Genomic DNA, 24,541 nt, shown 5'->3' with positions numbered 1-24,541 from the left:
CGCGGAGCGGCACACACGATCGCCGTGTGGCGCCCTGGCACACCAGGACGCCGCACCCGGCGCGTTGGGCGTTACTCGGGTGATGGTGAGTATGGGTACTCATGTGGGCTGTGATCGGCTTCCTGCATGGTGCGTGCATGCGATCGACATCTCTCTCGAAGCCTGGTCTGGTGGCCGCGCTCGGCTGCATGGTCCTCTCCGGCTGCGGCACTCAGAACGCCGCCGCCGATCACACCCCCGCAGGCAGCGCGGTTTCGGCAACAACCATGCTGGACGCTCCGCAAAAAGATCGGGAGACGCGGTTCCTTGAGCTGATCAACCGCGTCACGCTGCACTGCGTCCCGGACGCTCCCAATGACAAGGGTGATGATGTCGCGCCCGAGCCGGAGGACCTGCCCGGTTGGGAGGGAACGCCCGAACCGAGATACGGGCCGGGCGAGACTCCGCCGGGTGTCGCGAACGCCGACGGCGACATTCCTGTTCGACTTCCTTCGGGTGCTCCCGAGCCGCCGGAGTCGACCCCTTCTCCCGCCAAGCCCAAGTCGCTCATGGAAGTGCCGCTGACCGATATCGAGAAGTGCAGCGGCAGCGAGCACGCAAAGCGCGTCAGCGAGGCGTTCAAGAACACGAAGACGACCAGCTACCAGGCGATGCGCAAGAAGCTGACGGGCCTGGACTACCCGGCGTCGCGGATTCACCGGATGCCGAACCGTGCGGGCGACGCGCCAGTGGCAAGGCTCGACCTGCGCTTCATGGGCGACCACTTGGCTTTGGAGGTCACCGGTGCCAGGGGCGGGGTGATAGTCGAAGCGTTCGGGGCTCTGGAGACGGGCAACGTGAAGGTGACCGACGTGAAACGGAAGCCGAAGCTGGACGAGCCCAGGCCCTGACCGGATCGCACGGGACGTGCGCAAGAAGGAGGGAGGCCTTCGATGTCCTTCGTTAAGGGTGAACGACTGTGACCCGGGGCAAGCGACGGCCGCACCCGCCCCGGCAAGGAAAGCGCAGCGCTGTCGAAGCGGAGTTCGACCCCGCGCGGCGAGAGTTCCTGGAAGAGTTCCCAGAGGGCTTCGGGGTCCTTGATGATGCGGTCTGGCCTCGGCGTGACGAGTAGAGCAGGACGCGCTTGCGGAGCAGACGGAAGCCGGCCCGGCCGAACGACCCTTGGGCGTTCTCACCGAAGGCTGGTGGGTGGGCTTCTTTCGCATCGACGGTTCAGTGCGCTGATCAGAGCCAGGCCCGTACTGTGAGTGCGGCGGTCAGCGCTCGCAGGACGGGCCCGTCGCCGGTCGCCGTCACTGTAACCAAGCGGTGTCTTCGGCGGCGGGCTGTTCACCACGAGGGGTGATCACGAGAGAGGTGTACGCCTACCGCGGCGGACAGCGCGCGGAGTTCTACGTCCGCGTCGGCCCGAGCGCGGTGCCTGCACGCCACCATGAGGTCGCCTCTGAATTCCGTCAGACACCCACATCGTCGCAAGGCCGGCATGTAAGTCAGTGTCCGGTTCGCTGATGTGTGTGGATGAGGCGCAGTGATCATTTGCTTGGCGTTAGCCGATACCGGGTGCCGAGCGACGGGACTCAGTGGGCGGGACCCGGCTCTGACGACGGCTGCCACTCCCGCCTGATCAGCCCGTAGACCCACGAGTCGGAGACCTCGCCGTTGACGACGCAGTCTTCCCGCAACGTCCCTTCACGCACGAAGCCGAGCTTTTCCAGCACGCGGGCGGAAGCCACGTTGCGCGTATCGGTCTCAGCTTGGACGCGATTCAGGTCCAACGTGTCGAATGCCCACCGCAGCAGAGCGCGCGCGGCCTCGGTCGCATAGCCGCGGCCCCACGCTGCATCGTCGAAACAGTAGCCGAGCGACGCGCTGCTGTAGTCCGGATTCCACCTGCTCAAGCTGCACCAGCCGATGAACGCCCCGCCGGAGACACGGTCCACGGCCAGCCGCGCCCCGGTGCCCTCCTGTGCCATCTGTCGGCAAGCCGTGATGAACTTCTCGGCGCGCACGCTTTCGCTCCACGGTGGCGCGTCCCAGTAGCGCAGCACGTAGGCGCTGCTGTGCAGTGCGAAGAGGTTGTTCGCATCCGCGTCTTCGAAGGGACGCAGTCGAAGGCGAGCGGTGTGCAACGAGGGGGTGGGCAGTGATGCCCTCATATTCCCTCCCCTGATCGGTGGCCGATCAATCAGACATCCGATGAGGGCCACTCGCAACGGGTTTTCTCAGCGGGCTGGCAGAACGACGTGTCCGCTCATCGGCGCCCGAGTGCCCCGGAGGACGGCATCTGAGGTGGTGCCCGGTTTGGGCTTTCGGTTGGGCTGAGCGGGGGTTGGGCCGGTGGGTTGGGGGTGGGGTTAGTGGATGTGGCGGTGGAGGGTGACGGTGGGGGTGAAGTTGGTTTGGGGGTTGGTGGTGTTGTGGGTGTGGGGTGTTTGTGTGGCTTCGTGGTCGAGGATGGTTTTGATTTGGTGGGCGAGGTGGTCGGCGTGGTGGGTGATTTGGTTGATGGGTAGGTGGGAGGTTTTGAGGGCGTCGATTTGGTGGTTGATGTCGGTGAGTTCGGTGCGTGCTTGGTGGCTGAGGTGGAGTTGTCGGGGTGTGGCGACGATGAATTGGTAGGCGGCGGAGAGGGTTTGGCAGGTGGGGCAGTGGTTGTTGAGGGCTTTGCTGAGGTTGGTGGCGTTGATGAGGCGTGCGTTGGGGCCGGTGGTGGTGACGATTTGGTAGGAGAGGGCGATCGAGCGGCAGGGGTTGTTGATGCTGCATCCGGTGGAGATGGCGGTGGCGCGGTTGTTGGCGGTGACGGCGATGGTGGGGCCGTATTCGTGGATGGCGAAGGTTTTCTGGAATTGGTTCATGTGGGTCCTGTCGGCGTGGCTGTAGGCGGTGTCGACGGTGATGGCGGCGTGGGGGAGGGTGCTGGTTGGGGTGGGGGTGGCGTGTGCTGTGGTGGTGATGGCGGTGATGGCGAGGCCGGCGGTGACGGCGGCGCCGAGACGGACGGCGGTCTTGGTGGTTGTGGGGGTGCGCGGTTTGCGGTGGTGCATGTCTTCTCCTGCGTGTCGGGGTTGCGGGATGGTCTGGGGCTTGATGGGTCTGGTCGTTGTGGGTGTGGAAGGCCCGCGAGAGGCATTGCGGTGAGGGGGTGTCAGGGGTGGTGTGGGGGTTGGTGGGTCTGGTCGTTGAGGGTGTGGAGGGGTTTGAGGGGTGGTTGTGGTGACGTGATGTCAGGTCTGGTCCGATGGGGTGGTCGTGGGGGGTGAGGTCGGGGTGGGGGACTGCGGCGGCGAGGGGGTGTGGGAGGGGGACGGGCCGGGGGTGCGGCTCGGCGACGCGCTGGGGCGGGGATGGGTGGGGGTGGTGCTGGGCGGGGTGGTGGGGTGGGGTGTGCGGGTGCCGGGGGCTGCGGTGGGCGTGGGCGTAGGTGTGGCCGTGGGTGTGGCCGTGGGTGTGGGCTGGTTGTTGGTGGGGTGGGGGGTTGGTGCGGGTTGGTTGTGGCTGGTTGTGGTGGGGGTGGGGTGGGTGGCGGGGTGGGTGGTGGCTCGTGGTGTGGGCGTGGGGGTGGGGGTGTGTGTGCCTGGTTGGAGGATGGGGGTGGCGGGTGCTGCTTGGGGGAGGGGTTGGGGGGTGAGGCCGTGGGTCCAGGCGGTGGCGAGGACGGCGCAGGCGGTGGTGGTGGCGGTGGCGAGTGCCAGGCGTGTGAGTGGTTTGCCGTGGGTTGCTTTCGCTGTGGCGTGCCAGAGGCGGGTGGTGAGGCGGGTGGTGAGGTAGGTGCCTCCGGCGAGGGGGCACAGGAGCATGAGGGTGCCGGTGGTGCCGACGAGTCCGGCCGCCGGGTGTCCGGTGGTGAATGCGGTGATGGTGCCGAGGGTTTGGTGGTGCAGGGCGCGGGTGGCGGTGGTGAGGAGGCGGGGGAGGTTCCACAGGGCGTAGGCGGCTTCGGCCATCAGGAGGGGGACCATGGTGAGGACCCACACGGTGACGATGGTGCGTGCGGAGCGTTTGAGGCCGGTGACCTGGGCGGCGGCGGTGCGGTGGTGTTTGCCGGGGAGGAGGCTGTGGAGGATGGGTTTGATCTTGCCGTAGAGGTCGGGGATGCCGGCGAGGTCGCCGAGGATGTAGTAGCCGTCGAGGCGGACGGCGGGCATGAGTTGTTCGAGGACTTCGAAGTGGGCGAGGTAGACGGCGGCGAGGAGGAAGGGCTGGCCGGTGATGAGGTAGCCGGTGGTGAGGGCCAGCATGAACAGGATGTTGAAGTAGACGCCGCCGAGTCCGGTGCGCAGCCGGCCGGCTTTTCCGATGCGGTAGACGTCGGTGACGTCGGTGTACATGGAGGGCCAGATGAGGAAGATGCCGCAGCCGATTTTTCCTGGTGTTGCTCCGCTGTAGCGGCAGGCGGAGGCGTGTCCGAACTCGTGGAAGAGGAGGGAGGCCACGGTGAGCAGGAAGATGATGAGCATCCACAGGGGTTGTTCGAGGACTTGCAGGACGGCGGTCATGGCTCCGTGGACGGCGAAGAGCCAGATGTCCATGGCGATGGCGCCGGTCAGGGTGAGTGCCACGATCGGGGGGCGGTGCAGCCAGGCGAGGGCGGCGGCGATGCGTGCGACGTGCCGTTCGTGGAAGATCGTTCTGTGGCCGCGCAGGGCGAGCAGGAGGTCGGAGCGGGGTGGGGCGGCGTCGTCGGGGTGGCCGTCTGGGGGGAGGGTGATGCCGAGCGGGGTGAGTTTGTGCTCGATGAGGTGGAGGATGTTGTCGGTGGTGATTTCGGCGCCGTAGCGGCCGCTGACCCGGTGGGAGATGGCTTCGGCGTCGCGGGCGCCGTCGATGCTTGCGACGACGAGGTACAGCAGTCGGGAGAGCTGGATGACCTGTCCGTCGCCGCGGCGGACGATGTAGCGGCGTTCGGTGAAGCCCGACCCCTTGTATTCACCCAGGGTCTGCAGGCCCTGGCTGGGCTGCGGGACGGGTAGGCCGTGCGGGGGTGCGGGAACGCGGGCCGTGGTGGAGGGCGCCGGGTGCGCCGGGGGGTCGGGCGCCGGGTCGTGGGGTGTGCCGGTGGCGGCCGTCTGCCCGGGGAGGTGTCCGGGGTGTGAGGGGTGGGCCTGCAGGGTGGTGCGGCTGGCGTGGTCGTCGGACGCCGGCATGGTCTTCTCCTGGGCGCGGTTGACGGTTCGGCACATGGGCGCGGTGTGCGGCGCGGGCCGGTGGGAGTGGCGTGTTCCCCGCGGGCCCGTTCACGCGTGGCGCCGGCCCGAAAGGAGGGTTTACGGGGCGGTGGTGCGCGGGCCGCGGCATCGCTGCCGGTGGGCTGCTGGTCGCCCGCCTGCTCGGCGCGGGCTTCATCGGCCGGGCGGTGCCGCATGTCACTGAGGTCGAGGCGCGCTGCGAGGGCAGCGATCCCGACGCGGCGGGCTCGAGCACCCAAGGCCGATGCGGCCGGACCGCTCACGCGTGGGCACCCCCTGCCGACTGCGGTGGCGGTGACGTCTGTTGGCGCACCCTGGATGCGGGACCGGGACCGGGTGCGGGTGCGGGTGCGGGTGCGGCGGTGGTGCGGGTCCGCCGGGTGAGCCGGGTGGGGCCGGGTGTGTCCACCGGCCCGGCCCCGCCCGGCTTTTCGTGTGTTACTGCTGCACGCTGATGCCCTGGGTGGCCTCGGACTGGGCGACGGCGTACGGCGAGCACTGGTTCAGCGCGGCCGACTCGTTGTGCGCGTCCACGTGGGCCACCTTCTTCGTGACGGTGGTCATCTTGGCGAAGTTGAACGAGAACTTGCCGAGCGCCTCACGTCCCGGCAGCAGTTCCGCGGTCTCGGCCTCGAGCTGGTCCATGTTCATGAAACGGGTTCCTTTCATCCTTCAAGTGGTGTGTGCATCGCAAGGAGTTCCGGCGCTCGCGTCCCGGCCTGTGCCGTGGGGCCGCTTCTCCGGTCTCGCCTTTTTCGAACCTGCCGGCGCGTTCCGGCGGACAGTGAGCGAGCAGCAGGTTGTCCGCACGGCCCGCGCCGGCAGGTTCGGTGGACGGCGGGAAGTGCCTCGCCTTTCGTCGCCGGGTCATGCGGAAACCCGGCTGCCAAGGCGGGGCACGGCGGATCTGGGGGATAGCCGCCCAACCGTCCGAAGTCTCCGAACAGTTCGTCCGGAGGGTCCGGACAGTAGCCGAAGCCGAAGGAAAAGCGCAAACGATCCAAATGCGACATTCGTTCAAAGTCGCACGGCTGTTCCTTCACGCGGCATGACCAGGACCGGCCGCGCCGTCGTGCCGGCCGCGCCGTCGTGCCCGCCGTGCCGCTCGCCGGGCCCCCGGCCGGTCGGGGTGCCCCCCGGGGGGGTGCGGCCGGGCGTGCCGGCCGGACGCGGGGCCCGGGGGTGCGGCCGGTGCTCTCCGCTGCGGGCGGCGGCACCGCGCGGTCGTGTCACCGTGGGTGGGTGGGGTGTAGTGGGTGCGGCTATGTGGGGGTTGGCACGAACCGCAGTCGTTGGCACGCGGGGGCATGGGGCATGGGGCATGGGGCATGGGGCGTGAGGCGTGCGGGGCGTGAGGCGCGTGACGGTAGGGACGGCGTCGTTCTCGTCAACGCAAGTCCGGTCGTCGCGCATTGACGCAGGGAGTGCTGGCGCGTGTCGTGGCGCGGGCGCGCAAGCGAACCGCCGCCGGGCCGCCGTGTCGGCTTGATGTCTTGCGCCGGCTGGTTCTGGTCCTGTTCGACAGGGCCCGGGAACGGGTCATGTCGTCTGTGTCTCGTGCCCGCGCCAGGGCATGGCGCGGCACCTCGGGGCTGTCCTGTAACTGCTGGTCGCGGAACTCGTCAGGTGTGGAAACTGCGTAGCTGCCGAGTTCGCGGTGCGGGTATCGTCCGGTCGACCCGCCCTACCGGCGGCCTACGTGCAGAGAGCGATGCAGATGACCAGCCGGCAAGCAACGACGACCCTGTGGCGCCCCACCGGGCTCAAGGAGCTGGATCTGGTACGGGAGCTGAACTGGCGTTCCTGGCCGCCGAGACTGCCTGAGCAGCCGATCTTCTACCCGGTGCTCAACGAGGACTACGCGGTCAGGATCGCGCGGGACTGGAACGTGAAGCACGATGGTGCCGGCTTCGTCACTCGTTTTGACGTCGAGTCGGAGTTCTTGAGCCGGTATCCCATCCGGCAGGCCGGCGGGCGGACGATCCTCGAACTCTGGGTTCCAGCCGAGGAACTGGACGATTTCAACGCCCACATGGTCGGCGAGATCCAGGTGGTTCACGAGTTCCGCTGAAGTGGGAGGACTGCTGACGGGGCCACGCCCGGCCGGTGCGATGCATCCCGGCGTGGATGGTGTGATTACCGTGTCGGAGCCGTCATGGACGACCCCGTTCACCGGGCTGAGCCCGCGGCAACTCGGCAAGCACGGTGACGGTTCTGCGGCGCGAGGGTGCGGACGCGGTACGCCGGGGTCGGCCGTGGAGTTCGCCGGTGGAGGGACCGGGCAATGCTGTTGGCGGCCTACTGGCGCATAAACCTGACCGTGCGCCAACTGGCTGCGCTGTTCGGGGTTTGCCGAGCCGGCGGCGGACCGGATCATCGATCACCTCGGTCCGACGCTCGGCCTCCAGCCAGCCAGCAAGCGGTTCGCGGAGCACACCGTGCTGATCGTGGACAGCACCCTGGTGCCCACCCGCGACCACACCGTCGCGGAGCGGCGTTCGGCCTGGCGAGCCGGCTGGCCCCGCGTGCGGAGTGCTCCTCGGTCCGGGGGCGGGCTCGGCGAACGAGGGTGAGATCGGTGATGCCGAGTTCCTCGCAAAGTCCCCTATGATCGCGGGGCAGTTGGTGTGTGAACAGTCCATTCGGAGGGCGTGGAGCCGCATGGCCGACGAGATCAAGTACGAGTACAGAAGCGTGCGGACCGTTCGCGGCACCGACGGCTTGGTGATCTCGAAGATGCAGAAGGACGGCTGGGAGCTGCTAGACCGGGCTCCGGGCACGCTTCGTTCCACCCTGAACTTCCGTCGGCCGAAGAAGCCGCTGCCGCGGCTCGTGATGGGCGCAGCGGCCGCCGTCCTCGTGATCCTTGTCATCGTCGGCGTCGTTGCCTCTGCACTCAGCGGCGGAGGAGAGAAGAAGGACGCGTCAGGCAAGCCGACGGCCGTTGCGGGTGAGAAGCCTTCCGCTACGCCGACTCCGAGTGCGGCTGAGTCGGCCGCCCCTGAGGTGATCACTGCTGAGAACAGCCCGGAGTTCGCGGCGCTGCTGAAGGCGGACTACTGCGACGACGCGAACCGGGACTTCACTGCCAAGCATGAGGGCCAGGCGATCGCGTTCAACGGCTCGATCGTGAACATGGCGCCCCACGGTGACTACGACACCCGCTACGACGTCCTCCTCGGTCCAGGCGACAAGGGGCCGAACACGGCGGTCGGCCCGGCCTTCAAGTACGAGGACGTCAGCGTCCTTGACCTGGAACTGACCGGCAAGAAGATTCCCGCCACCGTCAACGAGGGCGACACGTTCCGCTTCGTCGCCAAGGTCGGCGAGTTCAACGCGAACCAGTGCCTCTTCTTCCTCGACCCGGTATCAACACAAGTCCGGTAGGCAAGATGGGCAGCCGCGTCAGCACGGACCGGCACGCTCGGCCCTTTACCCAGCGGTGATCACTTTCAGATTCCGCTGAGGACGAGGACGGCACCGGCGATGCCACCGATCCGGCTGAGGCTGAGGGGAACGTGCTGCAGCCAGTGCCGGCGTTGCCCGAGTTTCGAACGGCCGCTCGTTCGCCGAGTCCACGGACGCTTGTGATCAGGCCGCTTGTGGTTCGCGTCCACGCGCAAGGCCTGCTCGCCCTGGCTTGCAGATGCCGACGCGCCAGGCGAGGCGGTATGCCGCTCCCCGTCGCAGTACCCCCACCCCCGGCGAGGTGGGCGCCGCGGGACACCGGGCCACAGCGATGATGCCCCACCCGAACGCGCCCCCGCCCCCGAACGCGCACCGCCCCCGGGCGCGCGTCCCTCGCTCCTGGGCGCGCGCCGCCGCTCCCGGGTGCGGCGCCGTGGTCCTCACTGGGAATGGGGTGTCCGATCCGTTCGCAGGTGGTCCAGGGCTGTTCGGGCCGCGGTGCCGAGGGTGTCGTCGTGGATGAGTGTTCCGGGTGTCAGCGGCCGGGTGAGGACGGCGATCGCGTATCGGCGTCCGTCGGGGAAGACGACCACGCCGACGTCGTTGCTGACGGCACCGGGCACGGTGCCCGACTTGGACGTGACCAGCACGTCTGGTCCGAAGCCGGTGGCGATCCTCCGGGTGAGCCGCTGCTGTCCTAGCGTCCGACGCAGGTTCGAACACGCTGCGGCGGGACCGGCCTCGTCCCGCCAGATCGCGCGGACGAGGGCGGCGAGGTCGTCGGCGGTGGCACTGCTGATCCGTCCCGGCCGCATCCCCGGCGATGCCAGCACCCGCTGCCACAGCGCCTCGCCGTCCTCCGGTGATGCGGCGTCCCGTACCGTGTCGGCCATCGCGCTCCAGCCGGCGAACCCGGCGTCGCGGGCCGCGGTGTCGAACTCGTGCTGGATCGTGCCCGGCAGGTGGAAGCCGGTGAGGCCGAGCCCGTCGAGGCGCGCTCTGACCCGTTCGATACCGATCCGGCCAATCAGCACGTCGGTGGCGGTGTTGTCGCTGAGGGTCAGCATCGACCGGGCGACATCGCGCAGCGACATCTGAACCGGGTCCTCGGTGATGCACAGTCCCTGGCCGCCCGGCGTCGCTTCGGCCGGGACGACCACCACGCGCTCGGTGGCATCCAACTCGCCTTCCGCTGCCTGGCAGAAGAACTCCAGGCCGATGGCGATTTTGAACGTGGAGGCCGCCACCGCCAGCTCTCCCCCCGCTACCGACAGCCGTCCCGGCCCGTCGATCTCCAGCGCGCTCAGGCTTCCGAAGCAGCCGCCGGCCGCGAACACCTCGCCAATCGTCTCTTCGATCATCCGCTCACCGTGGGGCCCGTCGGCCGTGACGGCAGGGTTGTTCACCAGGAGCGTGTCCGCCGCCGTTCGTCGTGGGGCCGGCCGGGCGGAGGATGGCCGTTTTCGACGCGGCCCGGGGTCGGCCGGTCAGCAGGGGAGGAGGATGAGCCGAGCAGGCTCGCCGTCCAGGATGCTGCCCTGGCGGCGCTGGACGTGTTTCGCGGGTCAGGCGGTGAGCAGGCGCAGGCTCGCAGCGGCATGGGTCGCCGGTCAGTGGGGGAGGAGACCAGCAGCCGGGTCGGCGGGCCGTCCAGGAGGTCGCCCTGGGCGGTGGATGTGTTTCGCGGGTCAGGCGGTGAGCAGGCGCAGGCCGAGGTCTGCCGTGTCGAGGCCGGCGAGGGCGCTGTTGCGTTCGGCCCACCGGCCGGAGTCGAGGTCGTCGCCAAGGTTTCGTACCGCCCGCTGCTCGGCCTGTGGCCCGACCCTGGTCCACACCGACATGGCGCGGCGTACGTGGTCCTCCAGATACGCCCGGGGGCGGCGCCAGTAGGCCTCGAACAGGCCGTCGGTGCAGTCCCACGGGACGGGCACCGGCTCGGTGCGGGCGGCGATCGCGTCGGCCATCGAGGCGAGCGAGGGAAATTCGGCGAGGACGGTGGTGAACTCGGGCAGGTAGTCGCGGGTGAGCCAGAACCGGTTCGGCCATCCGGGTTCGTCGGTGTCGAACGTGAGGACCACCACGCGGCGGGCCACGCGCCGCATCTCGCGCAGCCCCGCTATCGGGTCCTGCCAGTGGTGGACGGTGGAGACGGCCATCGCGACGTCGAAGCACTGGTCCTCGAACGGCAGGCTCTCCGCGGTGGCGGCCACGCACGGCGCCGCCCCGGCGGGCCGCTGCCCGCGCATGACCGCCGACGGCTCCACCGCGGTCACCTCGCGATCGGCCGGTTCGTAGGAGCCGGTGCCGGCCCCGACGTTCAGTACCGTCCGCGCGTCGCCGAGCGCCGCCCAGACCTGCGCGGCGATCCGCGGATCGGTACGCCGTGTCGCGGTGTAGGCGCCGCCGATCGCGTCGTACAGCCGTGCACCGAGCATCCCCAGTTGCTCCTGCGGTGTCACCTTCCGTCCCTTCGCCCTGGTCTCGAGTTCTTGGTCGATGGCCGCCACCATGGCCTGGGCGCGATCACGTTGTTCCAGCAGCAGGCGGCGCAGCCGGCGCAGGTGCGCGACCGCGTCGGTGGACGGGTCGCCGACCAGTTGTGCGATCTCCCGCAGCCCGAAACCCAGCCGCCGGTAGGCCAGCACCTGGCGCAGCCGCTCCACGTCGCCCGCCGCATAGGCCCGGTATCCGGCCGCGGTCCGCGCCGAGGGGCGTACGAGCCCGATCGCGTCGTAGTGATGCAGTGTGCGGACGCTCACGCCGGCCAGCTCGGCTACGCGTCCCACCCTCCAGTGATCGTCCACGGCACCGACTATGCAGCCTGACGCCGCGTGAGGGTCAACAGCCTCCCTCACGGCAAAGCGCCGAACGCCCCGCCAAGGAAGACGGCCGGGGCGACGACGTCGTCTGCCACGGGGACTTCGGCCCCTGGAACGTCGTCTGGCAGGGGATCGAGCCGGTGGGCATCATCGACTTCGACTTCGCCCGTCCGGCCCCACGCTCGCACGACGTGGCCTACGCACTGCAGTACGTCGCGCCGTTCCGCGACGATGCCGAGTGCCTGCGGTACCCGGCTCCGCCCGACCGGCGTGCGCGGCTGGAGGACTTCTGCAGTGCCTACGGCCTCGACTCGACCGCGGGGATCGTCGACGCCGTCATCGGGTCTCCTTCCTGGATACCCCGGCCTTCAGGCCGGGGAGGAAACGAAGCTCCCGCGTAGCGGGGCAGGGAACCGCGAGTCGCCGCCAGGGCGATTCGGCGTCTATGGCCACCGGCCGACACCAGCCGTTCACACGGGAACTGATAGAAGTGAGCTATGTCGCAGCAGGTCAAGCGGGCGTTCAAGTACCGCTTTTACCCCACGAACGAGCAGGCGGCAGAGCTGTCCCGCACGTTCGGCTGCGTTCGCCTCGTGTACAACAAGGCGTTGGAGGAGCGCACACGGGCCTGGTACGGCGAGCAGCGCCGCGTCTCCTACGTGCAGTCGTCGGCGGCGCTGACGGAGTGGAAGAAGACCGAGGAACTGGCCTTCCTGGCGGAGGTGTCCTGCGTCCCTCTTCAGCAGGCGCTGCGTCACGGTCATGCACGGCGCCACAGGCGCACGTCCACTCCTCACCTACGACGCACTCGTCGAACTCGCCACCGCGGGCAGTGGCTGACGCCAGTCGCCCAGCGTCGTGAGGAGGAACTGGCGGGCGAGAGGACGTATGGCGTCCCACGCCGGATCGGTGACCAGGGCGTCGGACCAGAGTCCGGCGCGGCAGGCGGCATCGATCTCGGCGAGGCAGCGGCCGATGGCTGAAAGAGCGCGCAGATTCTCGGGTTCGAAGGCTCCGCGCTCCGTGAGTCCCACGCAGATGCGGCAGAGGAGTTCGACCTCTTCCACGACGGACTGTGTCTGCGGCTCCCGCTCACCCGCCCAGGCAAGCTGCGCCTGGGTGTCGGCTGCGAGGAGAGCCATGAGTCGCAGCGTCCACGTACGCAGGTGCGCGTCTCCGGGAGGGTTCATCCATGCAGGATCACATCTGGCTCCCGCCTGATGTGTCCGATGGCCCGCAGGGGGTGGCAGCGGCAGGCGCGGCGTTCACGGGCGTCGCAGCCCGAGTGCCGCCGCCGCAGTCGAACGGCGCCGGACGGCGGTGCCTTTCGAAGGGGTGGACATCCGCTGTTCGTTCCCGGGGCTCCGGCCCGCTTCGCGTGGTCGCGTAACACAGGGCGGCTGCTGATCTTCGCCTCAGAGTGGTTTTGGTGATCGTGGGCGGTCAGTGCGCGCATGACCGGCCGGCCGTGTCTTAAGGCCGGCTCCGCTCATCAGGCCCCGTTGGAACCGCTCTAGGCTGGCGCGGTGACTGATGAGCAGGAGCGGGTGCAGCCGTCGGGAGTGTGGGCCACGGCGGTGGGGGTGGCCAGGGTGCGGGCGCTGGAGACCGAGCGGGAGAACGCGCTGTTTCGCGACCCGCTGGCACAGGCCTTCGCCGCCGCCGGCGGCCTGTGGCCCTCCTCGCCGCCGCCCGGTGACGAGGCCGCGCGACGCCGCCGGCTGGCCGTGTCGTTCTCCATCGTCATCAGGACGAAGTTCCTCGACGACCTGTTGCGGCAGGCCTGCGCGTTCGGGGTCCGGCAGGTCGTGCTGCTCGGCGCCGGCATGGACAGCCGGGCCTTCCGGATGGACTGGCCCGAGGGCACTCGGCTGTTCGAGGTCGACACCGCCGCCCCACTGGACTTCAAGGCTTCGGTGCTGCGCCAGGAGCGGGCCGTCGCGCGCTGCGAGCGGATCACCGTCGCGGTGGATCTGCGTGAGGACTGGCCGGCCGCGCTGGCCGCCGCAGGGCACGACCCGGCCGTGCCGACCGTGTGGATCGCCGAAGGACTGCTGATCTACCTGCCCGAGGATGCGGTGGAGCTGCTGCTGGCCCGGATCAGCACGCGGTCGGCGGCAGGCAGCCGGATGGGGCTGACCTTGGGCTCGCGCGGCGTGATCGAGCGCTTCGCCGCGGACGCCGCGCCGGGATCGGCGGCGTCCCTGTGGGTCTCGGAGATGCCCGACGACCCGGTGCGCTGGCTGGCCGGGCACGGCTGGGAGGCCGACAGCCGCACCCTGCGCGAGCGCGCTGCCGCCTACGGCCGCCCGATCAGCACCCCGCCGCAGCGCGAGGAGCGGCCCGGCCAGCTGATCTCGGCGGTCCGCCGGTGAAGCGCCTCCCGGTTTTGCAGGGCGCCCTCCGCCCAGGCCGCCTGCTTCTTCTTGCAGGTGATCCGCTGTCCTGCGGGAGTGGTGGTGCATCCATAAAATCAGCGTCATGATGGCCGATGCCCCGCTCACCCGCCAGTCGTTCCGGCGCCTGAATCCGATCAGCACGCCCCGGCCGGTGTCCCAGTTGCCGGACCGTGTCTGGACCGACGAGGACTGGGACCGGATCCGGCACGGATACCGAGCCCGGGACATGGATGAGAAGTGGAACCTCTTCGTTGAGGACGATGTCCTTTACATGCACCGGAGTTGGACCGGTCACGGCGTCTACGAGGTGTCCTTCGCCCCGGCGGCCGGCCGTGGCAGGAGGATCGCCTCTGCCGTGGTCGAGGCCGACGGCAAGCGCCATCGGAGCATGGGCGACGCGTACGACTGCCTGATGATGGAGCTGGTCATCAGCGCGATCGTGCTCGGTGAGCCCGCCGCCGAACTCCGCGCCGGCCTGGTCGAGTTGACCGTCAGGGCTTCGCGAAGGAGCGATCTTCCCCCGGGTGCGGTGGAGCACAGTGTTCTGGGATTGCGCTCTGGATCGTAAGTTCCGCATCCCGAAGAGTGCTGTCACAGCCCGCGGCCCTGTGAAGAGGCAGGACACGGCGAGGCACTGGATGCACGGGATGAGGACCGACCTCGTGCGACCGCCACAGGCCGACCAGGAGACTCCCCTGCGGCCGCAGCCGCACACGCACACGCAGCCGCAGCCGCAGCCGCAGCCGCGGCTGTAACCCCGCGGCCGTGGCCCGGTGGCCGCGGTGCACGGCCGCAGGGACGCCGGCCGGTGATGCCCCCAGCAGGTCCTACCGCACCACGCGGTAGCGGAGGTGGACGACGTTCGAGCGGAAGGTGCGGGTCTCGGCGAGTTCGAGGTCGACTCGGCGCTCGTGTCGGGGGAAGAACGGGGTGCCGCCGCCGACCAGCACCGGGTAGACCATGGCCCGGTACTCGTCGATCAGATCGGATGCGGCCGCCTCGGCGGCGAGGGCCGCGCCGCCGATCGCGATGTCGCCTTCCCCCGGTTCGGCGCGCAGCCGTTCGATCTCCTGTGCCAGGGTGCCGGAGGCGAGGCGGGCGTGGCCCTGCACCGCCTGCAGCGTGGTGGAGAACACCACCTTGGGAAGCGGCTTCCACAGCGCGGTCCACTCCAGTTCGCAGGCGTCGAGGGTGGGGTCCTGGTCGGCGCTCTCCCAGTACAGCATCGTCTCGTAGAGCCGTCGCCCCAGCAGGTGGACGCCGACCTGGCGGATCTCGTCGATCCAGAAGCCGAAGACCTCCTCGTCGGGCGCCGTCCAGCCGAATTCGCCGTCCGGTCCGACGATGTAGCCGTCGAGTGAGACGCTCATCGAATAGGTCACGCTGCGCATCCAAAGTCCTCCTCGGGTGACGCCGGTTCGACTGTAGGACCGCCAGGCGCCGTACAACTCATCGCGGCTCGCGACATCCCTCTGGGCCCGAGTCGTCTCGCGAGATCATTTCGCCCGGAAAGACCTTACGCCGCCTGGGGCGGGTGTCGTCGGGAAGGGCCGGCTGCCCCACGGCAACGGGAAAGACGAATGACGTTCGTCGACTACCGAGGCAACTCAGTTGACGGTCAGTCGGTAGACCGTCAATTCGTTTCCGTCGACATGGACATGAAAGTCCGGGGGGCCTGTGCCGAGTGTGGGAACGGCGTTGTGGACGGTCTTGAGTTCTTCGGCGCTGAGAACGACGGCAGCTGCTTTGATCATATCGATGAGCGTTGCCTGCGGTACCTGCCGCAGCGCGTCGCCGGAAAGCAGGACCACCGCCTCACCGGTGTGGCTGCGCACGACAGCGGTCATGGGGGCTCCGTGTACGACAAGCACCTGATACCCCTCTCGGCGTGGCCCTTTTCGACCCGCTGGATGTGGCACGGCAGGAGGATATTCCCCGCTCTTCCGGTGATCGTGAGCCGTGGTGCGGGCACTGGATTCCGGGAAGATTCCGCCGAGCTTAGCGGGAGAGCCATTGCCGAGGGGGGCGGACCCGGCGGGCGCGCATGTGCTCGAATTCCGGCGCGGCCGCAGGCGTGGTGGCACTGCCGGTGATCGCGGTACGCGGCCACCAGGCCCCCGGCCCCGGCCCGGCCGGCGCCGCGCCCGGCCGGACGCGGCGCCGGGCCACCGCCCCGGCGTGGCAGCAGATGACACACACCGGCCCGCGCGCCTCGCGCGACAGTGGCCCGCACGCCTGGCGGTACCGGCCCGTTCGTCGCGCGACACCGGGCCGCGCTCACCTGGCGATTCAGGGCCGGCCGGTGTGCGTCACGTCCCCTCCTCGGGCGGTCAGTTCATGCCGCGACGGCCGGCGTGCGGCGAACCGGGAGAGGGGGATCCCGGCGGCAGGGGTGTCATCCGCGGGTGCGCCACGTGCCGTTGTGGTCGCCATCGTGCACGGCTCGGGCTCCCGCGGCCGCGTCGATTTCCGCCTGCAGTGCGATCGCGTGGACGATGCTCCCGTTCAGCGTCCTGCGGATGATGGGATCGGTGATTCTCCATGCGGTCATGGCTTCGTCCGGCGAGAGCGTCGCCGTGTTCGATGCCTGTCGTGGTGATGGAGATCCCCGTCGTGGTGATTCGGGTCCTCGCTGCTCGGGAATGAGACCGCTCTCCACCAGAACCATCCGGTGATCAAGATTGAGGACGGTCGCCCACGTCGTCAATTGCGAGGACAGCGGCAATGTTTTACCGTCCAGCGTCCGGCTGATGGTGGTCAGGCTCAGACCGGTCGCGGCCGCCAGTTGCGCCCGGCCGCCGTGGCGCCGGCGGACGTCGTATCCGGCTGCCGTGGCGGCCTGAGTGAGATACGCGCCGATCCGCTGCGCCTGAGCCTGTCGTTCGGCACGGCTGTCGTGGGGGGAATCCTTCGCACTCCGCATGGTCGGAGGGTAGCGCGCAGGCATGTTGTCACATGCTGGTTGCACGCGTGCACCTTCGCAGGTCACAACCTAGATCGGCATTTACGCAGGCCACATCCCGAATCTCGTATTGGTGTGCGAATCAAAATACCCTTGCGTCACTCATATCCGGCAACTTGCATATGTTGCGCGCGTGTGGGTCAGCCGCACGGCTGCACGTTGCTGAGGGGGTCTATTGACCATGCTTCGCCTCCATATGGCCACGCTCCTGCTCAAGGCCAGGGAGCTGGGTGACGAAAGCGTCGCCGACATGGCGCAGCGCACCGGTATCAGCAGGTCGACGCTCCACCGGCTCGCGAGCGGAACGAAACAGCCGAGCCTGGACACGCTCTGGACGCTGCGCGACGCCTACCGTGTCCGACTCGACGCGCTCGTCTACGACGACCCGCAGACGCTGCAGCGCAGCCTTCCGCAGCGCCGGCGTGTGCCCGCCCGGGAACGGCACCGCCTGCGGCCCGGGGACCTCGGCCGGCACACGGCCGACTGAGCACCGGCCCGATCCTCGGCCGGCCCGGGGACCTCGGCCGGCATGCGGCCGTCCGGGAACCGGCCCGATCCTCGGCCGGCACGGGGGCCTCGGCCGGCATGCGGCCGTCCGAGAACCCGGCCCGGTTCCCTCCACCCCCCGGGGCTCGCGGCCCGCCGGGCGGTCTTCGCAAGTCCCGCCTCACGTTCTGCCGGCAGCCCGATCTCACCACCTCCTCTTTCCCGACGACCGGAGCAATCCTTTGACCACTCAGGCTCACGACACCGCCCTCGACGGCGGCGCCCCGGGGGAATCGGCCCTCATCACCCGCGCCCAGCAAGGCGATCGCGAGGCGTTCGCCGAGCTGTACCGGATGCACCACGGCGTCATCGCCACCCTCATCGGCCAGCGCGTCAGATCGCACACCGCCCTGGCCGAGGACCTCACCGCGGACGTCTTCATGAAGGCATGGATCAAGATCAACACCTTCACGTGGAACGGGACGTCGATCCGTGCCTGGCTGTGCACCATCGCACGCCATGTGGTCGCCGACCACTTCAAGACCGCCATGACCCGCAACCTCACCTTCGTCGGCCAGATCACCCAGGTGACAGATACCTGGGCCCCTTCGGTCCGCGACACTGAAGAAACCGTTCTGTCCTCGCTCGCCCTGGACGACCTGCATCACGCCCTCGCCGAGATCACCCCCCGTCAGCAGGTCGTCATCCGGCTGCGGTTCCTGGGCGAGATGTCCGTCCGCGAGACCGCCCGCACCATGGGCACCACCGACGGCGCCGTCAAAACACTCCAGTGGCGCGCGCTCGACTCCCTCCGCAAGGCCTACCCGGGAGCTGTGGCATGACCATCGCCTACAACAAGGACACCGACCTCGAGCGGGAACTCACCGCCCGCCTCAGCGAACTCGCCCACGCCTTCATCGCCGACCTCAACGCACAGGGCCGCCTGGTGGAAACGGGCGGCGCCGACACCCTCAGACGACTCAGACAACAGCAACCGACGCCGCCTGCTGAGCTCAACACGGAGCCGCCCGGCGACGCCGGACGCGAGGTCACCGGGACCGAGGCGCACCCCGCACCGGGCGCGACCCTGTGGGAGGCGGTCACCGCGCCCCGCTCCGCCGAGGACACACCCCGCCCACCCACAACGCCCCGCCCGCTGCACATCCTCGGCGCGTACGAGCCGTGCCCCGCGGGCGCGAACGTGCCCGACTCCTACGACACCCCGGCCGCGGCGCTCGAACCGGCCCTCGTCCAGCAGCCGGCCGCACCCGGGCCGGTCACCGGACAAAGCACCGGTACCCAGGAGCAGCGCACGCCCGACGGGAGCCAGGCCGAGCCTCAGGCCCCGGCTGAGCGGGCCGCCGCGCGCGCCCCGGCACCCGCCCGGCAGCAGACTTCCGTGCCTGCCCTGGCTGCCGCCCGGCGGCCGGTCGCGCTCGGACCGGTCACCGGACAGAACAGCGACGTCCGGGGGCCGCGCACGGCCGACGCAGGTCAGACGCAGTCCCCGACCGCCGACCGCCAGAGCGCCGCGCCCGCCCAGCAGCCGGCCGCACTCGAACCGGTCCCGGCCCAGAGCACCGGTGCCCAGGAGCCGGGCACGCCCGACGAGGGTCAGACGCAGCCCTCGGCCGCGGTCACGGCGGCCAGGCTGCGGGCCGAGAACGCCGCCCGGCTCGAGGTCACGCAGATCACCGCGGATGATGAACGCGTCGACGTCCACATCCACGCCGTGTCGCTGGGCGACTGGGAGTACTGGCTGTCCGCGATCGGTGCACCCCTGAACGCGCCGACCCAACGCAGCGGCTGGGTCCAGACCGCCACCGGGTACCTCGACGGTGTCGAGGTTCATCTCGCCGCGGAGGCCGTGCCGCGTCTCCTTCAGGAGGCGGTGCAGCAGGCCGCCGACCCCTTCGTGCTGGGGGGCCGCGTCTACGACCTCGCCCTCGGCCACACCGACCGCCTCGGCCAGACCTGGCTCTACGACGGCCTGCGCCAGGAGGACGACACCCCCCTCCTCGCCCTGGGCGGTACCAGCGGCCCGCCCTACCCGCTCACCTCCATCGTGGTGGCCAACGGACCCCTCACCCCCGCCGCCGCGCACCCCGACCACCCCGACCACCCCGAAACAGGCTGACCACGCCTCGCAGCGCCGGCCACCCCTCGTGCAGCCCCGCATCCCCAACACGGCAGCCCCGCACGGCAGTCGACGGCCGACCGCACCGCAGCAGCCCGGCTGCCGGGGGAGCGGTGCCCTACGTGTTGGGTCAAGGCCGAAGTAGGTTCGTGTGGTCGACAGTGAGGGCTGAGCCGTAGGGGTGTGCATGGGCGATGGTGAGGTCACGATCAAACTCACGAGTGATCAGGCGCTGGTGCTGTCGCACCGGCTGGAGAAGCTGCAGATGACGGACCTCAGCCGGGTTGTCGACGACCCGGCGCTCCGGGCACCGATCCATCGGATCGCCAAAACGCTGGACAAAGCGCTTCCCGAGCTGTTCGCGCCTGACTACGACCAGCGGCTTCAGGCCGCTCGCCGCCGGCTTCGGCCGGAGGACTGAACCGAGCGGCGGTCCGAACCTCACCCGGTTGCGGCGGGTTGGGGTTCGTGGAAGGTGTTCGCCGCGGAGCATCGCAACGAGGACATCGGCCGGTCCGTCGCCGGGCTGGGCCGCTTCGTCTGGATCAGGAGGCTCGACCGCAAAAGACACCGCGCCACCTTTTCGCGGCAGGCCTGGTGCCGCTCGTCGCTGCCCGGCCGTCGGTACGGCGCGCGATCGCGGGGTGTGCGGCTGGCTCCCCCTAGGTGCCCGGGCGGCCGAGTCCGCAGAAAAGGGCCGCGACGGCCGATGAGTTCCTTCATGATCGACGGTCAAAGATCACGGTTGGTGCGCGGCGGCCGCGAGGGCGGTCGCAGCCGGCGCCGGCCGAGTTGGCGTGAGAACCGGACACGAGACACCGAGGAACAAAGATGCGCACCCTGATCAGCACCGCCTTCATCTCGCTCGACGGCGTCGTGGAGGCCCCCGGCGGCGAGCCCGGCTACCGGAACTCCGGCTGGACCTTCAAGGACATCGAGTTCCTCCCCGAGGCGTTCGACATCAAGGGCCGGGAGCAGAAGGAAGCCACCGCGATGCTGATGGGCCGGACCAGCTATCAGGCGTTCAGCCCGGTCTGGCCCGACATGGAGGACTTCGCCGACTACAAACTGATGCCGAAGTACGTCGTCTCGACCACCCTTACCGAGGACGACCTCGTGACGAACTGGGGCGAGACGACGATCCTTCGCTCACTGGATGAGGTCACCGCGCTGAAGAAGACCGAAGGCGGCCCGATCATCGTCCACGGCAGCGCCTGCCTGAACCAGGCCCTCGCGGACGCCGACCTCATCGACCGCTACCACCTGCTCGTCTTCCCCCTCCTGCTCGGAGCGGGCAAGCGGCTCTTCAGCACCACGGACAAGGACACGCAGAAGCTGAAGCTGGTCGAGCACGACGTCTACGCCAACGGCCTGCAGAAGAACGTGTTCGACGTCGTCCGCTGACAGGGCCCCCGGGCTCGCACCACCGTCGTGTCCGGTCTTCTCGTAGCGGGTGGCGATGCCGCGCCACCGCCCTGGGCGGTTGATACGTCCCTCGACGGTGTGGCGAGCTGTTCCAGCGGGTGGCGCCCAAGGGCGCCACCTTGGCCTCAGGGCGGTGTCCGACGCAGGTACGGTGACCGGACGTGCCGGCGGCGAACCTTCGCGCACCACCACCCGCCGCACCGACGACGGCCGGGAAAGCGCCACGCCGACGAGGGCTACGGCTACTGCCATCCGCGCGAAGGCGACGCGGGCGTGGCAGATCCGCGTCTGCCGAAGAGGCGCCCCGGCATCTGTCGCAGGTTCAGCCGTTCTCCGTGGTTCGGTGACCCGCGTCACACCCGGCTCCTGTCAGCGATCGGGGCGCCGTCTCGTTCAAGGGGCACGCGAACGAGACAGGAGCAACGCCATGAAGCACCGCATCGTGATACTCGGCGCCGGATACGCCGGGGCCTTCGCCGCCGGAAGCCTGACCCGCCGGCTCTCCGCGGCCGACACCGAGATCACCGTGGTCAACGCCGTGCCCGATTTCGTGGAGCGGATGCGGCTCCACCAGCTCGCGATCGGCCAGGATCTCACGTTCCGCACGCTCGCCGACGTCTTCGCGGGCACCGGGGTGCGGCTGCACTTGGCCCGCGTCACCGGCATCGACCCCGAGCGCAGGACAGTCGCCGCGACCGGCGAGGACGGCGACACAGAGCTCGCATACGACACACTCCTCTACACGCTCGGCAGCTCCGTAGCCCACCACGGCGTGCCCGGCGTGGCCGAGCACGCCTTCGATGTGACCGGCCGGCCCTCGGCGCTGCGTCTGCGCGAGCGCCTGGCCGGTCTGGGCGAGGGCGCCACCGTACTGGTCGTCGGTGAGGGGCTGACCGGCATCGAGACCGCCACCGAGTTCGCCGAGTCCCGGCCCGACCTCTCGGTCGCGCTTGCCGCCCGCGGCGAGCCGGGCGCCTGGCTCTCTTCGAAGGCCCGCCGTCACCTGCGCCAGGCCTTCGACCGGCTCGGCATCACCGTCCACGAACACACCGGCATCGAAGCCGTCGAGGCGACACGCGCGATCGCCGCCGACGGCAGGTCCATCCCGGCCGACGTGACCGTGTGGACGGCCGGGTTCGCCGTACACCCCATCGCGGCCGCCAGCGGCCTGGCGGTCGCCGAGACCGGCCAGATCGCCGTCGACCGCACCATGCGCTCGCTCTCGCACCCCAACGTCTACGCCGCCGGTGACAGCGCCTACGCGATCGGCGACAACGGCCGGCCGCTGCCGATGTCCTGCGCCTCGGCCGGCTACACCACCATGCAGGCCAGCGCCGCGATCATCGCGCGCCTGAGGGGCAGCACCGTCCCGACCGTCGGGCTGAAGTACTACGGCAACCACATCAGCCTCGGGCGGCGAGACGCGATCTTCCAGGTGGTGGGCGGCAACGCCCGCTCGAAGTCCTGGTACCTGGGCGGCCGGACCGCCGCACGGCTCAAGTCGGGCGTGCTCAAGGGGGCCGGGTGGAGCACCGCCCACCCGACCTTCGGCATGCCCAGGCGCAGGCACCGTCTGGGCGCCGCCCCTGATCGGGCCGGTGTGAGGGCCGCCGCTTAGGCTGCTGCGCATGGACAGCGCAGCCGTCGATCGGTTCGAGGCCGGCCGGGGCCGGCTGGCCTCGCTCGCGTACCGTCTGCTCGGCTCGGCCGCCGACGCCGAGGACATCGTGCAGGAGGCGTTCCTGCGCTGGCAGGCCGCAGACCGCGACCGGGTCGAGGTGCCGGAAGCGTGGCTGACCAAGGTCGTCACCCATCTCTGCCTCGACCGGCTCCGCTCGGCGCAGGCGCGCCACGAACGCGCTGTCGGCGACTGGCTGCCCGAGCCGCTCCTCGAGGGCGATGCGATGCTCGGTCCTGCCGAAACTGTCGAGCAACGCGAATCGGTGTCCCTGGCCGTCCTGATCCTCATGGAGCGCCTCTCCCCAGCCGAACGGGCCGCTTACGTCCTGCGCGAGGCCTTCTCCTACCCTCATGCGGAGATCGCCCAGATCCTCGACATCACCGAGTCCGCGAGCCAGCAGCATGTCCACCGGGCCCGGATCCGGGTCACCGCCGAGCGCCGCGGCGGCCAGGAGGCGGACCCCGCGTCCGCGCGACGGATCGTCGAGGAGTTCCTCCTCGCCGCCACGTCGGGGCGTACCGAACGGCTGGTGGCGATGCTCACCGCCGACGCGACCGCGGTCTCGGACGGCTTCGGACTGGCCAGGCGGCTGCTGCGGTACACCACATGCGAGCGGGTCGCCTCCTATGTGCGGGCCGGTTTCAAGCCCACTGCGGCGAAGCGGCGGCTGGCCGGCGGCTCCGCCGCGTTCCACCTCGCGATGGTCAACGGCTCACCGGCCGTCCTTGCCGTGAGTGACGAACGGGTCGTGGGCGCCGTGGCGTTCGAAGTCAGCGACGGCAAGGTCGCGTCCCTGCTCGGCATCGCCGCCGCGGACCGGCTCGCCCGCCTCAACGAGGCCTGGCGGCAGCACGACCCCGGCGCGCCGATCATCAACGCATGGTGACGCAGCCACCGCGATCCGCAGACCCGCATCGGGGCGAGGCGGCCTTTCTGAGCTCGGCCAGGATTCGGACGGCGAGGTGGTGATCGCCTTGTCGGGCCGCGCCGACCGCGAGCCCCCCATCGTCCGCAGCGGAGGGGGAGCCGTTCGAACGTGAAGGGTCTTTGGGGCCGGCGGTGCGCTACCGGGTCTTTTCGCAGTGCACCGGGTTTCAGCCCGGTGGTGAAGCGACTTAGCCTGCTCTGACCTCAGCTGTGGGCACGGATCCGCACCGGTCACTTCGGCCGGCGTCAGAGCGGCCGGTTCTCTGCTCGATGTACCGCTTCACGATGCTGAGTGGCGCACCGCCGACCGACCCGGCGAAGTACGAGCCGGACCACAGGCGTTGCGCCCGCCAGTAGTGACGGACCGAGATCCGGGAAGCGTATCGTGGCCCGCGTGCAGCTTCGGTACAGCTTCCGCTTGTACCCGAACACCGGTCAGCGCGCGGCGTTAGCGAGGGCGTTCGGGTGTGTACGGGTGGTCTACAACGACGCCCTCAGGGCCCGGGAGACCGCCCGCAGCGAGGGGCTGCCGTTCCCGAAAACCGGGGACCTTTCGAAGCAGCTCATCACCCAGGCGAAGAACACCCCGGAACGCAACTGGCTCGGCGAGGTGTCGGCGGTCGTCCTCCAGCAGTCCTTGAGGGATCTGGATACGGCGTACAAAAATTTCTTCGACGCCGTGAAGGGCAAGCGCCCGCGCGTGGGCGCGCCCCGGTACAAGTCCCGCAAGGACACCCGGCAGGCCGTCCGCTTCACCGCGAACGCCCGCTGGTCCATCACCCCCGGGCAGAAGCTGCGCCTGCCGAAGATCGGAGACGTGCGGGTGAAGTGGTCGCGGACGCTGCCCTCGACGCCGTCCACGGTGAGCGTGGTCAAGGACTCGGCGGGCCGATACTTCGCATCCTTCGTGGTGGAGACCGGCCCGTTGGAGGTGCTGCCAAAGGCGACACCAGAAGTCGGCATCGACTTGGGACTCGGGCACTTCGCGGTCCTCTCGGACGGAACGAAAATCGACAGCCCGTGCTTCCTGCGCCGGGCCGAGAAGCGCTTGAAGAAGGCGCAGCGCGCCCTCTCCCGCAAGGAGAAAGGCAGCCAGAACAGGGAC

At 69.6% G+C, this 24,541-nt stretch carries 23 protein-coding genes and 3 pseudogenes; 16 read left to right on the top strand and 10 right to left on the bottom strand.

Annotated elements, in window-relative coordinates:
* The first annotated feature begins 170 nt into the window (after positions 1-170).
* Positions 171-890, top strand: coding sequence for a hypothetical protein (locus ABZ478_RS33825; RefSeq protein ID WP_359555609.1), 720 nt, complete (start codon positions 171-173; stop codon positions 888-890).
* 690 nt (positions 891-1,580) lie between these two features.
* On the opposite strand, the gene ABZ478_RS33820 is transcribed toward ABZ478_RS33825, so the two are convergent.
* From ABZ478_RS33820 to ABZ478_RS33805, 4 genes are all read right to left on the bottom strand, one after another.
* Positions 1,581-2,159 (bottom strand): GNAT family protein, encoded by a 579-nt coding sequence (locus tag ABZ478_RS33820; RefSeq protein WP_359555607.1) that lies wholly within the window; start codon positions 2,157-2,159, stop codon positions 1,581-1,583.
* 198 nt (positions 2,160-2,357) lie between these two features.
* Complete coding sequence (locus ABZ478_RS33815; RefSeq protein ID WP_359555604.1) at positions 2,358-3,050, bottom strand: hypothetical protein; 693 nt, start codon at positions 3,048-3,050, stop codon at positions 2,358-2,360.
* A gap of 180 nt (positions 3,051-3,230) precedes the next feature.
* Complete coding sequence (locus ABZ478_RS33810; RefSeq protein WP_359555601.1) at positions 3,231-5,186, bottom strand: hypothetical protein; 1,956 nt, start codon at positions 5,184-5,186, stop codon at positions 3,231-3,233.
* A 444-nt stretch (positions 5,187-5,630) separates the two neighbouring features.
* A complete protein-coding gene (locus ABZ478_RS33805; protein WP_358939981.1) occupies positions 5,631-5,843 on the bottom strand; it encodes a hypothetical protein in 213 nt (70 codons plus the stop codon).
* Between the two features lie 1,066 nt (positions 5,844-6,909).
* Here ABZ478_RS33805 and ABZ478_RS33800 point away from each other — a divergent pair.
* From ABZ478_RS33800 to ABZ478_RS33790, 3 genes and pseudogenes are all read left to right on the top strand, one after another.
* Positions 6,910-7,263 carry a hypothetical protein gene (locus ABZ478_RS33800; protein ID WP_359555698.1) on the top strand — a complete coding sequence of 118 codons (354 nt, stop codon included), beginning with the start codon at positions 6,910-6,912 and terminating at the stop codon, positions 7,261-7,263.
* Between the two features lie 52 nt (positions 7,264-7,315).
* Positions 7,316-7,684: pseudogene (locus tag ABZ478_RS33795) on the top strand (transposase family protein); the annotation flags it as partial.
* 169 nt (positions 7,685-7,853) lie between these two features.
* Positions 7,854-8,579 (top strand): DUF4839 domain-containing protein, encoded by a 726-nt coding sequence (locus ABZ478_RS33790; RefSeq protein ID WP_359555599.1) that lies wholly within the window; start codon positions 7,854-7,856, stop codon positions 8,577-8,579.
* A gap of 461 nt (positions 8,580-9,040) precedes the next feature.
* On the opposite strand, the gene ABZ478_RS33785 is transcribed toward ABZ478_RS33790, so the two are convergent.
* Together ABZ478_RS33785 and ABZ478_RS33780 are read right to left on the bottom strand one after the other, a co-directional pair.
* Positions 9,041-9,961, bottom strand: coding sequence for a serine hydrolase (locus tag ABZ478_RS33785; protein ID WP_359555597.1), 921 nt, complete (start codon positions 9,959-9,961; stop codon positions 9,041-9,043).
* Positions 9,962-10,288: 327 nt separating this feature from the next.
* Positions 10,289-11,386, bottom strand: coding sequence for a MerR family transcriptional regulator (locus ABZ478_RS33780; protein WP_359555595.1), 1,098 nt, complete (start codon positions 11,384-11,386; stop codon positions 10,289-10,291).
* Here ABZ478_RS33780 and ABZ478_RS33775 point away from each other — a divergent pair.
* From ABZ478_RS33775 to ABZ478_RS33760, 4 genes and pseudogenes are all read left to right on the top strand, one after another.
* Positions 11,344-11,820 (top strand): phosphotransferase, encoded by a 477-nt coding sequence (locus tag ABZ478_RS33775; RefSeq protein ID WP_359555592.1) that lies wholly within the window; start codon positions 11,344-11,346, stop codon positions 11,818-11,820. The two genes, ABZ478_RS33780 and ABZ478_RS33775, sit on opposite strands and share 43 nt — an antisense overlap.
* Positions 11,821-11,916: 96 nt before the next feature.
* Positions 11,917-12,177, top strand: a pseudogene (locus ABZ478_RS33770) (helix-turn-helix domain-containing protein); the annotation flags it as partial.
* A gap of 804 nt (positions 12,178-12,981) precedes the next feature.
* Positions 12,982-13,794, top strand: coding sequence for an SAM-dependent methyltransferase (locus ABZ478_RS33765; protein ID WP_359555696.1), 813 nt, complete (start codon positions 12,982-12,984; stop codon positions 13,792-13,794).
* 106 nt (positions 13,795-13,900) lie between these two features.
* The gene (locus ABZ478_RS33760; protein WP_359555590.1) at positions 13,901-14,386 is read left to right on the top strand and encodes a hypothetical protein; all 486 of its coding nucleotides are present in this window, start codon (positions 13,901-13,903) and stop codon (positions 14,384-14,386) included.
* Positions 14,387-14,645: 259 nt separating this feature from the next.
* Here the strand turns inward: ABZ478_RS33760 and ABZ478_RS33755 are convergent, their stop codons facing one another.
* The 3 genes from ABZ478_RS33755 to ABZ478_RS33745 form a co-directional block, all read right to left on the bottom strand.
* Positions 14,646-15,209, bottom strand: coding sequence for a dihydrofolate reductase family protein (locus ABZ478_RS33755; RefSeq protein WP_359555588.1), 564 nt, complete (start codon positions 15,207-15,209; stop codon positions 14,646-14,648).
* Positions 15,210-15,425: 216 nt separating this feature from the next.
* On the bottom strand, positions 15,426-15,665 hold the full coding sequence (locus tag ABZ478_RS33750; protein WP_359555585.1) for a hypothetical protein: 240 nt from the start codon (positions 15,663-15,665) through the stop codon (positions 15,426-15,428).
* A gap of 548 nt (positions 15,666-16,213) precedes the next feature.
* Positions 16,214-16,741, bottom strand: coding sequence for a transcriptional regulator (locus ABZ478_RS33745; RefSeq protein WP_359555583.1), 528 nt, complete (start codon positions 16,739-16,741; stop codon positions 16,214-16,216).
* Positions 16,742-16,961: 220 nt separating this feature from the next.
* Here ABZ478_RS33745 and ABZ478_RS33740 point away from each other — a divergent pair, with 220 nt between their 5' ends.
* From ABZ478_RS33740 to ABZ478_RS33710, 7 genes are all read left to right on the top strand, one after another.
* Positions 16,962-17,267, top strand: coding sequence for a helix-turn-helix transcriptional regulator (locus ABZ478_RS33740; RefSeq protein ID WP_359555581.1), 306 nt, complete (start codon positions 16,962-16,964; stop codon positions 17,265-17,267).
* Positions 17,268-17,508: 241 nt separating this feature from the next.
* Positions 17,509-18,108: a sigma-70 family RNA polymerase sigma factor gene (locus tag ABZ478_RS33735; RefSeq protein ID WP_359555579.1), complete on the top strand. Its 600-nt coding sequence runs from the start codon at positions 17,509-17,511 to the stop codon at positions 18,106-18,108.
* Positions 18,105-19,403 carry a BN159_2729 family protein gene (locus tag ABZ478_RS33730; RefSeq protein ID WP_359555576.1) on the top strand — a complete coding sequence of 433 codons (1,299 nt, stop codon included), beginning with the start codon at positions 18,105-18,107 and terminating at the stop codon, positions 19,401-19,403. Before ABZ478_RS33735 ends, ABZ478_RS33730 begins: the two co-directional genes overlap by 4 nt.
* Positions 19,404-19,590: 187 nt before the next feature.
* The gene (locus ABZ478_RS33725) at positions 19,591-19,824 is read left to right on the top strand and encodes a hypothetical protein (RefSeq protein ID WP_359555575.1); all 234 of its coding nucleotides are present in this window, start codon (positions 19,591-19,593) and stop codon (positions 19,822-19,824) included.
* A gap of 410 nt (positions 19,825-20,234) precedes the next feature.
* Entirely contained in the window at positions 20,235-20,807 is a 573-nt protein-coding gene (locus ABZ478_RS33720) for a dihydrofolate reductase family protein (RefSeq protein WP_359555573.1), read from the top strand.
* A gap of 448 nt (positions 20,808-21,255) precedes the next feature.
* Positions 21,256-22,446: an FAD-dependent oxidoreductase gene (locus ABZ478_RS33715; protein ID WP_359555572.1), complete on the top strand. Its 1,191-nt coding sequence runs from the start codon at positions 21,256-21,258 to the stop codon at positions 22,444-22,446.
* 10 nt (positions 22,447-22,456) lie between these two features.
* Complete coding sequence (locus ABZ478_RS33710; protein WP_359555569.1) at positions 22,457-23,395, top strand: sigma-70 family RNA polymerase sigma factor; 939 nt, start codon at positions 22,457-22,459, stop codon at positions 23,393-23,395.
* A 301-nt stretch (positions 23,396-23,696) separates the two neighbouring features.
* Here ABZ478_RS33710 and ABZ478_RS33705 read toward each other — a convergent pair.
* Positions 23,697-23,798: pseudogene (locus tag ABZ478_RS33705) on the bottom strand (transposase); the annotation flags it as partial.
* A 32-nt stretch (positions 23,799-23,830) separates the two neighbouring features.
* On the opposite strand from ABZ478_RS33705, the gene ABZ478_RS33700 reads away from it, so the two are divergent.
* Positions 23,831-24,541, top strand: a 711-nt coding sequence (locus tag ABZ478_RS33700) for an RNA-guided endonuclease TnpB family protein (RefSeq protein WP_359555567.1), incomplete at its 3' end; no start/stop codon positions are given.

Origin of the sequence: Streptomyces sp. NPDC005706, from assembly GCF_040631045.1 — a bacterium.
Classification (GTDB): domain Bacteria; phylum Actinomycetota; class Actinomycetes; order Streptomycetales; family Streptomycetaceae; genus Streptomyces.
Note: the sequence above shows the minus strand (reverse complement) of the source record. Positions and strands in the feature narration are given on the sequence as shown.